This is a genomic window from Paenibacillus sp. GM2FR, assembly GCF_002803325.1.
Taxonomy (GTDB): domain Bacteria; phylum Bacillota; class Bacilli; order Paenibacillales; family Paenibacillaceae; genus Paenibacillus_AQ; species Paenibacillus_AQ lautus.
Genome location: NZ_MKZM01000010.1, coordinates 562902 through 576113, shown reverse-complemented (window position 1 = coordinate 576113; position 13212 = coordinate 562902). Strand labels below are relative to the sequence as shown.

The window sequence follows — 13212 nt, the reverse complement described above, 5'->3', positions numbered from 1 at the left end:
AGGTAAGCTAACCCTAACACAGCATCCACTTCATCAATTGATATCCCACACGTTTAAAGGGGGGGCCAAACGCATGTCCATTTTGCCGGACCATACACTCTACACGATTGGTATGAATCCTTCGCCGGGCGGTCACGACCTGAACATCCTGTTCAGCGGGGAGGGAACTCCCGTACCGCGCCACAAAATCGGGCCCATCATCCATGATTACTGCCTCATTCACACCGTCTTGACAGGTCAAGGCATATTTGAGTGTGCCGGCATCGTACATCATTGCCAGGCAGGCGATACCTTCGTGATCCTTCCCGGCGTTCTTTTCAGCTATGAAGCGGACGACCGGAATCCCTGGCATTACAACTGGGTAGCTCTACAGGAGAAGGGGACCAACTTGCTGCTGGCTGATATGGGCATCACACCCGCTAGACCGATTATCCGCTGCACGGATGAAGCCGAGCTACGCTCCCTGGCCGAGATGTATCGTCATCTGCGCATCGGCTTTAACCAATCGGATCACCCCTGGCTTGAGGATCTTCAGGCATCCGGGTGGCTCCGATTGCTGCTCCATAAGCTGGCGATGTTAAACCGCGACCATCTTCCGTCGAACTCCAATGACGTGCCTGATATCGAGCGGGGCGTAAGGCAGACCGAGAGATGGATCTCGACCCAGTATCACCAACAGCTCTCCATCGATCAGATGGCGAAGGCGCTTGGCTATCACCGGGCGCACTTATCCAAGATGTTCAAACAGCATACGGGCCTCTCCCCCATGCAGTACCTCATGAAGGTACGCATCGAAAAGGCCAAATCGCTCATGAAATCGTCCTTCTCCATCCATGAAATTGCCTCCTCCGTCGGTTTCAATGATGCCCTCTATTTCTCCAAGCAGTTCCGCAAATGGACGGGCATGACCCCAAGCGAATATAAATACAGCCTGGAGAAAAGCTCTCCTAAAGCATCATCTATATAGGCCTAGGTACTAATGCGGGTCAAACAAGAGCAGACGAAAAAGCCGCCGGCACTCCTGCCGGCAGCTCTTTTTGAAACGATATAACTTATGCCTGCGCCTCATACAGCTGCACGATCTCAACAATCGTTTGAACGGCCAATACCATATTGTCGGCCGATACATACTCATACCGCCCGTGGTAGTTCTCCCCGCCCGTGAAAATATTGGGTGTCGGCAGGCCCATGTACGACAGTTGAGAACCGTCGGTGCCACCGCGGATCGGTTCGATGATCGGGTTGATTCCCAGCTTCTCCATTGCTGTCTGGGCGATGTCGACCACTTCCTTGACCGGCTCGATTTTTTCGCGCATATTGTAGTATTGATCTTTCATCTGAAGGATGATTCGCTCGGCTCCATATTTGTTTTGAAGCTCCTCTACAATGGAGGCCAGCTTGGCCTTTCTTCCTTCAAACAGCTCCCGGTCATGATCGCGGATAATATAACGGAGCTCGGTCAGCTCCACATCGCCCTCGATGGAAGTAAGATGATAGAAGCCTTCATAACCTTCGGTATGTTCAGGCGCTTCTTCCGCAGGAAGCATACCGTTCAGCTCCATGGCGATTTTCGCCGCGTTGACCATTTTGCCTTTGGCCGTTCCGGGATGGACATTCTTGCCTTTGCAAGTTACAAGCGCCGCTGCCGCATTAAAGCTTTCGTACTGCAGCTCTCCCAGCGGCCCCCCGTCCATCGTATACGCGTATTTAGCCCCAAAGGCCTCCACGTCGAACTTGTGCGGTCCTCTTCCGATCTCCTCGTCCGGCGTAAAAGCAACCCGGATTTTACCGTGCTTCAGCTCCGGATGCTGGATCAGGTAATTCATAGCTGTCATAATCTCGGCAATTCCTGCTTTGTCATCAGCTCCAAGCAAGGTGGTGCCGTCCGTTGTAATGAGTGTATGTCCCTTGTAGCCGTTCAGCTCCGGAAAATCCCGCGGGGAGAGCACCACATTCTGTGCTCTGTTCAAAATGATGTCTTGTCCGTCATATTGTTCGACAATCTGCGGCTTGACACCGGCACCCGTAAAATCGGTCGCCGTATCGATATGTGCCAAAAAGCCGATGGTCGGGATTGGTTTATCCGAGTTTGCCGGAAGTGTAGCCATCACATAACCGTTCTCATCCATCGTTACGTCCTGCATGCCGATTTCCTTCAGCTCGTCCACCAGCAGCTGACCCAGCGTCAGCTGTCCCGGTGTCGAAGGGCAGGTATTACTATTCTCGTCTGACTGCGTATCCACTTGTGCATAGGTAATGAGTCTGTCGATTACTTCTTTTTTCATAAATTCTCAACTCCAATACGTATGGGTATGTAAGATGCACCTCTCAAATCCATCAAGAGTATACCATATTTGGCCGCGCTCAAAAAAAACCGTTCCCCCAAAACCTCGGAGAACGGTTTATGCGAACCATAAAATTCGCGCTTTATTCAAAAGCCGGCAGCGCAATCTCGGAATAGTTCTCCTCGAAGAACTTCTTCACTTCCGGGCTGGTCATCGCCTTGGCAAGCTTCTGAATCGGCTCGGAATCCACATTATCTTTACGGGCCACCAGCGTAATGGTGAAATCGGAGTCGTTGCCTTCGGTTACCAGGGCATCTTTCTTAGGGGTAAGTCCCAGCGGTTTCGCATACGCCGGCGTCATGGCAACCATATCGACGTCGTCGAGGGTACGGGCCAGCATCAGCAGATCGACCTCGGTGAACTTGTATTGGTGCGGATTCTCCACAATATCGGCCTGCGTCGCATGGATGCCGACCCCTTCCTTCAGCTTGAGCAGACCGTTCTTCTCGAACATCACCAGGGAACGACCGATGTTGGAAGGGTCGTTAGGAATCGCTATCGTCGCACCATCCGGAAGCTCTTCAATGTTTTTATATTTTTTGGAGTAAGCCCCAAAAACGGCATTATAGATCGGCGTGACCGGAACCAGCTCCGACCCGTTGTTCGCATTGTATTCTTCCATGTACGGCACATGCTGGAAGAAGTTTGCATCCACCTCTTTATGGGCCAGCGCATTGTTCGGCTGCACATTATCGGACAGAATCTGGATATCCAGATTGATGCCTTCTTCCTTCAGCATCGGCTTCACCAGGTCAAGCACCTCGGTCATTGGCGGAATGAGCGTTGCGACTTTTAATGTAACTTCTTTCGTGGTATCGGATGCAGCGCTCTCCGGAGCTTTGTCCTTGGCAGGTTGCTGTCCGCAGCCTGCCAGCACCAGCAAGAGGGTCAGCATCAGCAGCATTAATTTCTTATTCATCGTTGGTTACCTCCCGGTAAAATATAATTTGTGTAAATACGTTTCAGAAGAATAATTAAACTTTTCTCTTATCCAACAGCCTGGATGCCAGGTTCCCGCCGAACTGGATGGACTGTACCAGAATGATCATAATGATGATCGTAAATGACATAAGCTCTCCCTCAAATCGCTGGTACCCATAGCGGATTGCGAAATCCCCAACGCCGCCGCCACCCACGATGCCCATTACCGTGGAGTACGAGATAAAGCTGATCGTGGATGTTGTCAGCCCAAGCACAAGACCCGAACGGGCCTCCACATACAGGAATTTGTATATCATCTGGAGTGTGGATGCCCCCATGGAAGCGGCAGCCTCCATCACTTCCTTCGGCACCTCCAGCAAGGATTGCTCTACCAATCTTGAATAGTAAGCCACCGCAACGACGGATAAAGGTACGGCAGCTGCCAGCGTCCCAAGGGATGTGCCGACGATCCACCTCGTGACCGGAATCATCATGACAACCAGAAGCAGGAACGGGAAGGACCGTATGACGTTAACCAAGGCATTCAGAATGGAGAATAACAAGCGATTCTCATACTGCTGGCCTTTTCGGCACAAAAAGAGAAGTGTTCCGACCGGAAGACCCAGTATTATAGCGGCAGCAATCGATATGCCCACCATGATGAATGTCTCGCCAATCGCCCGCCATATTTCATTCTGATACTGCAGGACATAGGCGAAATAATCGCTCAAATATGGAATGATATCATTCATGGAATCAAAAATCCCCCACTTTCCCTGCACCGTCCGTTGAAGATCCAGAACCCCGAGAAGCTTCTCCATCGCTTAGCTGATTACGGTACGTTCTGTTCAGACGCCCGTTCTCCATCACGGACACATGGTCGCAAATGCCGTTCACCACGTCCATCTCGTGGGAAACGATCACGATGGTTACCCCCAGCGTCCGGTTGATATGCCGGAGCACCTCCAGAATATCTGCAGTTGTCTGCGGATCCAAAGAAGAGGTCGGCTCATCGCACAACAAGACGGTCGGCGAATTGGCTAACGCTCTGGCAATCGCTACCCGCTGCTTCTGCCCGCCGCTTAGCTGAGCCGGATACGACTTCGCTTTATCCTCAAGCCCGACAAATCGCAGAACCTCCTGGACACGATTCGCCCGCTGGGCCTTCGGTACCTTCGCCAGCTCAAGCGGCATGGACACATTGCCCCATACCGTCCGGTTGCTGACCAGCTGGAACAGCTGAAAGATCATGCCAATCGATCTTCTGGCCTCCCGAAGCTCCCTGCCTCCAAGTGAAGTCAGCTCCTGACCATTCACCACGACTCGGCCGGAATCCGGTCTCTCCAGTACGTTCATGAGGCGCAGCAGCGTCGATTTCCCGGCTCCGCTCGTGCCGATGATGCCGTGTATGCTTCCCTCCTCAATATCGAGAGAGACAGCGTCTATCGCCTGATAACGGTCACTGCCGCTGCCAAAGCTTTTACTGACCTCTTGCAGTGAGATCATCATAATCCCCTCCTTGCACATGAAGAAAGCCCGCTTGGCTATACAGCCTGCGAGCATGTTATGCTGCAACAACTATTGAATCATACCATAATTTTAAACAAAATGTGACACCACTTCATCGCTGCCAGAAAGTGCAAGTCCTCAGGACAAATAAAGCTGATGCCCATACATGCCCGTTAACCGTTCTACCGCCTTATCCAGCACACCTTCCTCAAAGCCCTCCAAACCTTCGATGGCTTGGATTTTGTCCGCCGGGGACATCTCCTTCTGAAGATGCAAGCTCCAGTTCACGATCGCCTGTATGGCATCCTCATGCTCGAACTGGCCGTAATAGATATGGGCTTTGTACAGATAGCTGTCGGCATGCTCGGGAACCAGCTTCAGTACCTCGTCAAAAGCAGCCAATGCCGCATCCTCGTCCTGATCCTTGTAATAAATCTGTCCCAGTCTGAAATAAGCGCCCGGATGTCCCGGCGAAAGCTCCAGCACTTGCAGCGTATCTTCCTTCGCCCGCGCGTAATCCGCCATCGTATAATAGATTCCGCTTCGCAGGCTGTACAGGCTTCCTTGTCCCGGGTTCAAGCTGAGACCTTGAGCGCAGTCCGCTAGTCCACGTTCAAGCTGTCCGGTCTCCACAAAGCAAACGGCACGAAACTCATAAAATCTCGGATTCGACGGATGCGCCTGAATCGCCTGGGAATAAGCATCGATGGCGAGATCCCACATGCCCATCTCCTTGTAAATATGACCGCTGGCCGCCAGGTATGTCGGATGCTCGGAGAAGGACTCCTCCTGCTTAACCGCTTCCTGCAGCTCAAGCAGCGCTTCCTCATTGCGCCCTTGAAGATAGAGCACGTAACTGAGCTTGTTGCGGATCTCGGTCCCGTCCTGGAGCGCAGCCGCTTCCTTCAGAGCCTGCTCCGCAGACGGCAGATCATTCATCTCCATATAAATATCGGCGCGCTGCACATAGTTGGGGGCATCATCATTTTCAAGCTTAAGCAGCTTGTCATTGATCGCCAGCGCCTCCTCCTGACGCCCCAGCCGGTAGTAGCAGTCGGCCATCCAATAGCAGGCCAGCGGGGATTCCGGCTGTCTTGCATACAATTTCGAAATCAGCTCGTAGGCTTGCTCTTCCAAACCATCCTCGCGATAGATCCGGGCCAAATCGAAATACGCCCGGTAATCGTCCGGCGCTGTTTCAATCGCCCACTCCAAATCCGCTTTGGCCGCATTTTTGTTACCGGACCGGTTGAAGACCTCCGCTCTCTTTAAGTAAAGCTCGTATGAATCCGGATACCGCTCAATGGCCTCCGACAGATAGTGCTCGGCCTGTCCCATGTCCCCAAGCTGCACGTACAGGTCCGCCATGGCTTTCCGAAAGGAATACGCCTCCCGCACTTGCCGCTGAAACGTCTGGAATGCCCCATAACTGTAATTGGTGCTGCCTGCGAACAGCGCATATCCGCCATCCGCTTCCGCCTCATACCGATCGGCCAGCTGGATTCCCTCCTGCAGAACACCCACGGCTTCCTGCACATGATCCATCAAATCCAGGGATACGGACAGCATGTAATAATACATCGGAATGGCGCGTTCCGGCCGCCGGATGCTTAGGCGAAAATAATGCGCCGCTTCCGCGGGGTTGCCGCTCTCGTAAAAGGTCATGCCCAGCTCATAGTATGTCGAAATAACCGTGCTGTCGTCCTCTCTTTTAATGCTTTCCTTCAAATCCCGGATCGCCTCATCATATTGGTTCAAATCTTTGTGGGCAATCCCCCGGGTATACCAATTCATATAATTGTCGGCATTCAACCGAATCGCTTCATTCAGATCCTCAATGGCCTCGCGCTCCCGGTTCAGCTCACGCAAAATATGAGCGCGCCGCTCATAAGCGCGATGGCTTCCGCTCGTATCGATCACGCGCCCCAAATAAGCTACGGCCTCTTCCGAATGGCCGCTGTTGTGCAGCAGTTCCGCATAGTGCAGCTTATCATTGAAACTGGTAATGGCACTTTCGCCTTTTCTCATATATTTAAGGGCTTGTGCAAAATCCCGCTTCTTCCTGTAATGGTTACCGATACGGAACCAGATCCGCTTCATCAACTTCATGGTGGCTCATCCTTTGTATGTAGATGTTATTCTTGGGCTCGTATGATTAGAGCAGAGGACTCCATCCTCTCATCTCTATATTACACTTCCTCTATGTCCATTTGCACCCAAATTAAAGAGGAACCCTGCTGGCTCCTCTTTAGGTGTGTATCCTATTATATTGTACAAGGTTACCAAAAATGTCCAATCAAAAAGTTTACATGCGTTATTTAGTGAAATCATTTGATTTATTCTGCTTACGTACTTTTCCAGCATCGTATGCTGCAATCCCCAGTGAAATTCCCCAGATCAGAAAGAGTGCGTACCAGAAGTATCCCCACACCGCCATAGGACTTGCATCTTGAGTGGCATACATGGGGGCAGACTGAACGCGGCCAACCGCTAACAAATACTGCAGAACGAAGTAGATAAATCCCCATAATGACAACAAAACAGAGCCAATTGCAGCTGGAATCGTTAACATCCATTTCGGTAAGCGTAACCCCCACGGCCTGGCGAACGCAAGCGCGAATACAGCTGCCAATAAGGCCAGGGTACCCATCCCCCAGTAACCGATCACATGCGTCCAAAATTCATCAGGTGCTTCCTGGAAATCCCCCGGGAATGCAAACCCGATGCCAAGTCCCCACCAGTAATGGGGGAGGCCATACAGAACGGCGGCAATGCAAGCCGCATACCCGGCTTTCTTCATTCTTGAATTATTCATATCATTCACCTCAAGCTCATCATACTTAACGAAAAGAGCATTAAGGTGACTTGAAGTTTAAGTTTAGATTAAATATGCGAAACTCACTTTTGACTGTGTTCAATAGACCTTATGAATCACATCCTCAAAATCGGGATCTTCCATATCGATATCATCCAGCTCGCCCCAGCGGCCCAGCTCTTTAAAAATATCAAGCGTGTTCATCTCGCGGCGGTTCACCTCTATAGTGACGGTGTTGTCCAGCGCGCTTGTCACCCGGATCGGGACGGAAAGACCGTCTTCGCGTAAAGATTGATCGGGAATGACAAAAGGACCGCGGAAAGTGACCGTAATTACGGTGGGCAGCCCAATGGTGTCCCGTAAAGACTTTACCGTTCCATCATAAGACAGCTCGCCGTTGTTAATGACCATCACGCGGTTGCACAGCTGTTCGATATCATCCATGTCATGCGTCGTGAGCAGTATGGTCTTGCCGAATTGCTCATTGATTAGCTTGAGAAAATGACGGATGTTCCGTTTGGCGTTCACGTCCAGGCCGATCGTCGGCTCATCCAGGAACAGCACGTCCGGGTCATGCAGCATCGCGGCCGCGAGGTCGGCGCGCATGCGCTGTCCGAGCGACAGCTTGCGCACAGGCGTTTCCCAGAACGCCTGTAAATCCAGCAACTCGGCAAACTGTTCGAGTCTGCGCTCCTTGTCCGCCTGATCCACACAGTACATTTTAGCCAAAATATCGTAGGAATCCTTCACCGGCAAATCCCACCACAGCTGGCTCCGTTGACCGAAAACGACGCCCAGGTTGTTCACGACGCTGCGCCGTTCCTTGTGCGGATTCATGCCTCCGATCGATACGTGACCCGAGGTCGGGTGGAGAATGCCGGTCAGCATTTTGATGGTGGTGGATTTGCCCGCCCCGTTCGGTCCGATGTAACCGACAAATTCCCCCTGCCCCACTTGAAAGCTGATTCCCTTCACGGCTTCCTTCGTCCGGTATTCTCGCGTAAACAGGGTTCGCAGCCCGGAGAAGCGCCCCTCCTTCACAACCGGCGTTTTGAACTCCTTGCGAATGTTGTGGACTTCAATCATTGACGCGTTCCTCCTTTAGCTCCCTGTACTTTGATACTTGGTTAAACCAAATTGCCAGAATTTCAGACTTAAGAAAAGGCATAACAGAGCCGCTCCAGCCAATGCAGGCAGCACCCAGGCTCCGAGCTCGCCCCGCAGTATGTATAATGACGGGATGTAATTGACTAAACCGACCGGGACCACGATCAGCAGGATCGATGACATCCATTTGGGATAGAGCGTGAGCGGGTACTGGGCTGCCGTCCGGGCCGCGTCCTCCGTAATGTTTTGAAGCTCGGTGATCCGGGTCGTCCAAAAACCGAACGTTGCCGTCGCGAGGCCGATCGAGAACAGGATGACCGCCCCCGTGACGATAATGTACAGCGATTGCGGTATCGCGCTCCATCCCACCTGACCTGCCGCCATCATGCCATGCAGCGACCACCCGAGCAGAAAACCGCCCTGCAGCACTTCCCCCAGCATAATCCGGAATTTCTGCGGCATGAGTGCCAGCAGTACCGGCATGGGACGGGTCAGCAGCTGATCAAGCTCACCGTTAACCAAGTAGTGTTCAAGATGATGCACTTCATCCGCAAACGTCCGGTAGAGCGTCTTCGATAAGGTCATAACGGCAAACAAATACCCGATTTCATGCATGGACCATCCCTGTATGGCCCCAAACTTGTAGAGCACGATAGCAACCATCAGAAATTCGGAAATTTGAATCAATGCGGCGAGGAACGAAGCCAATATGAAATTGAATTTGTACTGCATGCGGCTTTTGATGCTGGTTCGGATCAGCAGCGCGTACAGAGATAGCCAGGATCTTGTGGTCATCCTCCCTGCACCTCCACTTTCCGTCTTAGGAAGCCTGTAGCCAGCAGGCTGGCCAGCGTGAGCAGCACGCACCATAGGAGTGTGCCCCATAGATAGGAAATGTCATCAAAACCCAGATAGATTCGGGTCGGCACATAGAGCAGATAAGGATACGGCGACCACCAAGCCATCGTCTGAAGCCAACCCGGCAGCCATTCTATCGGAATAAAGAAGCCGGCAAGAAGATTGATCATCGCGTGGTTGCCCCAATACAACCAAGACGATTCCGTTGTCCATAATGCGGATGCGCCGATGAGATAGTTGATGCAGATCGATAAATAGGCGGCACCTGCGAGCGCCATGGCAACATAGAGGAAGGTAGATGCTTTTCCGGGTACATTCAGCGAGAAGGCAAAGTAATACACCAAGTAGATCGGGATCGATTTGTAAACGAATTGGTAGGCGATTTGCCCCCATTCCTTGGCCATCAAATGACTGAACAAGTGAACGGGACGCATCAAATCCAGAGAGATATGGCCGGTTCGCACGGCTTGGGGAATGCCGAGGCCATTCGTGACGAAACTGGAAACCCAGAGCGCAGCTTGCGTAAAGGCGATATAACCGACCATTCCCTGCGTTCCGTATTCTCCGAGCGCGTAGTCTGCACCGAGACCGATCCAGATACAGGCATACATGAAGCCGAACATCGCGCTGGCGATATTGTGCACCATGTGGGCGCCGCGGTACTGCAAATTGCGGGCATAGGCTTTGGAAGCCAGTGTGAAATAAAGCATGAAGCACCTCCGATAAGCATTTTAGATGGCGGACCCATCCACTTCAGACAAGGCGAAAATGAGAGAAGGACAATAGCATACCAGAACGTTCCATTTCAGGCAAGGATTTTTTCGGAAGGTAAATCGTGCGGCCAGCCGGCATACAAAAAGAAGTCTTCTCCACCTTTCCGGTTTCGAAACAAACCGCCTAGGGGTTTGAAGACTTCGTTGTCGCGAAATGAAATTCTCAGGCATCATCATGACTTTGTTGCTCAGCGTCAAAATCCAGTGAAACCGGCTCTTCGAAAGCACCTATCCCGGCTTCAGCTTGTAGGTCATCAGTTTCTGCGTGAAGGGATTATCGTAAATCTGTATGTATGGGAAGCTCGGCTTATGTAAAAGGGGATGGGCCCGGACAGGAAAAAGACGTGACTTGTCAGATCACGTCCCTATGCTTCATCGGCTCCTGAAACTCGCCGAAATACTCTATCAGGAAGGACTGGAATTCCTTCGCGGCCCTGGACAAATATCGCCGCTCCAGCCAAGCTACGGTAAAGGTGCGGTAACAGGAAGGCTTCTCGATGCGCACCATCGCGTAGGGCGGCTTTTCGTCCCCTTTGCACCCGGGTACAAATGCGGCTCCAAGTCCGGCCGATACGAGACTCCCCAAAGCTGCCGGTTCATCCACTTCACAGACGACGTCACGGTTAATTCCCGCCAATCGGCAGAACTCCTCGTTCATTTTTCGAAAAGGATGGCCTGCTTTGTATTCGATGAACGCTTCTCCCGCCACTTCTTGAAGGGATATGCTGGTCCGTCCCGCCAATGGATGTTCGTGAGGCACCGCCAGGAACACCTCGGCCTGGAGAACCGGGATCTCCTGAATGTTGTCTTCGTCCAATGCCGCTGCGGTAAAGCATAGATCGACCTCACCGTTTTCCAACATTTGAACCATCTCCATCATCGAGTCGGGCGCAATCTGGACAATGCGGAAATTCACATCAGGATACCGTGTGCGGAAGGCACCCAGCGCCTTGGACAACCGGCTTAACGCCGTCGTTGCAACGCGAATGCTCCCCCGCTCCATCCCTGCCAGATCCGACACCTCTCTCTTGCCTTCCTCAATGGCCGATAATGCCGTATCTACGCTTTTCAAAAAAGCTTTCCCGAATGAATTGAGTTTGATTTGCCGATTCTGCCGATCAAACAGCTGGACGCCCAAATCTTCCTCCAGCCGGGCAATCGTCTTGCTGAGCGCAGGCTGAGCGATTCGAAGCTCCTTTGCAGCTTTGGTCATGTGCTCCATTCTGGCCACCGTCTGAAAATAATGCAGCTGAAGCAGTTCCACGGTAACTTCCTCCTTTATTGATAACCTAAAGTATATGAATGCATGTCATAATATATATTTTTATTTATTAACTATCGATTGTAGAATAAATCGTAACCAAAGGAAAGGGGGAAATATCATGAACGAACATCAGCAACAACCGCCATCGGCTGAAAAATTAATACGCATTCTGGCTTTTACGATGATTCTCTCATCAATGAGCGCAACGATGTTTAATATCGTGCTTCCGGAAATCAGCAAGCAATTCCAGCTTTCCTTTGCCCAGGTCAGTTGGGTATCTTCGGTCTACATGCTGATATATGCCATAGGCTCTGTCATATATGGAAAATTGGCTGACACCTATAAGCTCAAAAATCTGCTCACTTTCGGTTTGCTTCTCTTCTTTGTCGGTTCCATTACAGGGTTATCGGCACAAACCTACTGGATGGTCCTGCTGGGCCGGATCCTCCAGGCTGCGGGGGCTGCCGTCATTCCGGCAACTGCCATGATCATTCCGGTCCGTTACTTCCCTGCGGAAAGCCGGGGCCGCGCGCTCGGCATAACCGCAACCGGACTCGCTATCGGAAGCGCCATTGGACCGGTGGTCTCGGCTTTGATCGTCAGCGTGTTCCACTGGAGATGGCTCTTCTGCATCCCGCTGTTGATCCTCGTCACCTTGCCTCTGTACCGTAAATATTTGGGCAATGAGCAAGGCCAGGGCGGACGGATCGATTGGCTCGGCGGCGGTCTTCTGGCAGGGACGGTCGCGCTGCTGCTCCTTGCGGTGACGCAGGGAGGCTGGATATATGGCTTAGGCAGCTTCATACTGTTCCTATTATTCCTCCTGCGCATTCGATCGGCTAAAGAACCTTTTGTTCAGCCTCGTATATTCAGCAACAAAAGCTACTCGGTCGGACTTGTGCTCGGCATATTCATCGTGAGTGTCGGTTACGCCTTGCCCTTTCTGACTCCGCAGCTGTTGGCGGATATTAACGGTTTAGCTCCGGGATGGATCGGATTTGTTATGGTGCCGGGAGCCGTCGTTACGGCCATGCTTGGCGGTAGAGGCGGCAAGCTTGCGGATACCAAGGGAACCCGTTATCTATTCTATATGGCTTCTACCCTGCTTCTGCTCTGTTTCGCCCTGTTGTCCACCTTCGCGGGCATATCGCCATTCTTCATTGCACTGTTTCTGATCTTCGGCAATGTTGGGCAAATGTTTATGCAAATCTCACTCTCCAAAACGATTTCCTTGTCGCTGCCCAAAGAGCAAACCGGCGTCGGCATGGGATTATTCTCTCTCCTTAACTTCCTGTCCGGCGCGATCGCGACAGGGGTATACGGCAAAGCCGTCGATCTCGGCACCGGCAGCTCCTGGAATCCGCTGAACTTGTTCCAGGGAGCCTCCACCTACAGCAACATTTATATCATCCTGTGTGCCTTACAAGGTGGAGTTCTTCTGCTGTTCATGCTGCAATTTGGCAGAGCAGGGCAGCGTAAGCTGCAGGTTCAAACAACAGGCTCGAAGTGAGGTGTAAACAACAGGTTGTCACACAAAATCTAATGTTAACAACATCAATAGAAAAACCACCGGAGTAACAATCGGCTTCTTCAAGCCTCTCCGGTGGTTTTGATTCTATT

Annotated in this window: 12 protein-coding genes; 2 read left to right on the top strand and 10 right to left on the bottom strand. The window is 51.9% G+C overall.

The window, feature by feature from the left end; genetic code table 11:
• The first annotated feature begins 73 nt into the window (after positions 1–73).
• Positions 74–967, top strand: coding sequence for a helix-turn-helix transcriptional regulator (locus tag PAEVO_RS27585; protein ID WP_100540686.1), 894 nt, complete (start codon positions 74–76; stop codon positions 965–967).
• Positions 968–1052: 85 nt separating this feature from the next.
• Here PAEVO_RS27585 and pepT read toward each other — a convergent pair whose 3' ends face one another.
• From pepT to PAEVO_RS27535, 10 genes are all read right to left on the bottom strand, one after another.
• Positions 1053–2285, bottom strand: coding sequence for a peptidase T (gene pepT / locus PAEVO_RS27580; RefSeq protein ID WP_100540685.1), 1233 nt, complete (start codon positions 2283–2285; stop codon positions 1053–1055).
• A 142-nt stretch (positions 2286–2427) separates the two neighbouring features.
• Positions 2428–3264, bottom strand: a complete 837-nt coding sequence (locus PAEVO_RS27575) for a MetQ/NlpA family ABC transporter substrate-binding protein (RefSeq protein ID WP_100540684.1) — start codon at positions 3262–3264, stop codon at positions 2428–2430.
• 55 nt (positions 3265–3319) lie between these two features.
• Positions 3320–4018, bottom strand: coding sequence for a methionine ABC transporter permease (locus PAEVO_RS27570; RefSeq protein ID WP_100540683.1), 699 nt, complete (start codon positions 4016–4018; stop codon positions 3320–3322).
• Positions 4019–4022: 4 nt separating this feature from the next.
• Entirely contained in the window at positions 4023–4772 is a 750-nt protein-coding gene (locus PAEVO_RS27565) for a methionine ABC transporter ATP-binding protein (protein ID WP_100540682.1), read from the bottom strand.
• Positions 4773–4913: 141 nt separating this feature from the next.
• Positions 4914–6884, bottom strand: a complete 1971-nt coding sequence (locus PAEVO_RS27560) for a tetratricopeptide repeat protein (RefSeq protein ID WP_100540681.1) — start codon at positions 6882–6884, stop codon at positions 4914–4916.
• Positions 6885–7089: 205 nt separating this feature from the next.
• Complete coding sequence (locus PAEVO_RS27555; RefSeq protein WP_100540680.1) at positions 7090–7590, bottom strand: DUF3995 domain-containing protein; 501 nt, start codon at positions 7588–7590, stop codon at positions 7090–7092.
• Between the two features lie 99 nt (positions 7591–7689).
• Entirely contained in the window at positions 7690–8676 is a 987-nt protein-coding gene (locus PAEVO_RS27550; protein WP_100540679.1) for an ABC transporter ATP-binding protein, read from the bottom strand.
• A gap of 15 nt (positions 8677–8691) precedes the next feature.
• Positions 8692–9492 carry an ABC transporter permease gene (locus tag PAEVO_RS27545; RefSeq protein WP_100540678.1) on the bottom strand — a complete coding sequence of 267 codons (801 nt, stop codon included), beginning with the start codon at positions 9490–9492 and terminating at the stop codon, positions 8692–8694.
• Entirely contained in the window at positions 9489–10265 is a 777-nt protein-coding gene (locus PAEVO_RS27540; RefSeq protein ID WP_100540677.1) for an ABC transporter permease, read from the bottom strand. The genes PAEVO_RS27545 and PAEVO_RS27540 overlap by 4 nt, the downstream gene beginning before the upstream one ends.
• Positions 10266–10680: 415 nt before the next feature.
• The gene (locus PAEVO_RS27535) at positions 10681–11592 is read right to left on the bottom strand and encodes a LysR family transcriptional regulator (protein ID WP_100540676.1); all 912 of its coding nucleotides are present in this window, start codon (positions 11590–11592) and stop codon (positions 10681–10683) included.
• A 118-nt stretch (positions 11593–11710) separates the two neighbouring features.
• Between PAEVO_RS27535 and PAEVO_RS27530 the strand changes: the two genes are divergently transcribed.
• Positions 11711–13102, top strand: coding sequence for an MFS transporter (locus PAEVO_RS27530; RefSeq protein ID WP_100540675.1), 1392 nt, complete (start codon positions 11711–11713; stop codon positions 13100–13102).
• Positions 13103–13212: the final 110 nt, after the last annotated feature.

Bases quoted from the DNA above. Each gene is read 5' to 3' on its own strand.
- PAEVO_RS27585 (WP_100540686.1), top strand. From the start codon at position 74: ATGTCCATTTTGCCGGACCATACACTCTACACGATTGGTATGAATCCT.
- pepT (WP_100540685.1), bottom strand. From the start codon at position 2,285: ATGAAAAAAGAAGTAATCGACAGACTCATTACCTATGCACAAGTGGAT.
- PAEVO_RS27575 (WP_100540684.1), bottom strand. From the start codon at position 3,264: ATGAATAAGAAATTAATGCTGCTGATGCTGACCCTCTTGCTGGTGCTG.
- PAEVO_RS27570 (WP_100540683.1), bottom strand. From the start codon at position 4,018: ATGAATGATATCATTCCATATTTGAGCGATTATTTCGCCTATGTCCTG.
- PAEVO_RS27565 (WP_100540682.1), bottom strand. From the start codon at position 4,772: ATGATCTCACTGCAAGAGGTCAGTAAAAGCTTTGGCAGCGGCAGTGAC.
- PAEVO_RS27560 (WP_100540681.1), bottom strand. From the start codon at position 6,884: ATGAAGTTGATGAAGCGGATCTGGTTCCGTATCGGTAACCATTACAGG.
- PAEVO_RS27555 (WP_100540680.1), bottom strand. From the start codon at position 7,590: ATGAATAATTCAAGAATGAAGAAAGCCGGGTATGCGGCTTGCATTGCC.
- PAEVO_RS27550 (WP_100540679.1), bottom strand. From the start codon at position 8,676: ATGATTGAAGTCCACAACATTCGCAAGGAGTTCAAAACGCCGGTTGTG.
- PAEVO_RS27545 (WP_100540678.1), bottom strand. From the start codon at position 9,492: ATGACCACAAGATCCTGGCTATCTCTGTACGCGCTGCTGATCCGAACC.
- PAEVO_RS27540 (WP_100540677.1), bottom strand. From the start codon at position 10,265: ATGCTTTATTTCACACTGGCTTCCAAAGCCTATGCCCGCAATTTGCAG.
- PAEVO_RS27530 (WP_100540675.1), top strand. From the start codon at position 11,711: ATGAACGAACATCAGCAACAACCGCCATCGGCTGAAAAATTAATACGC.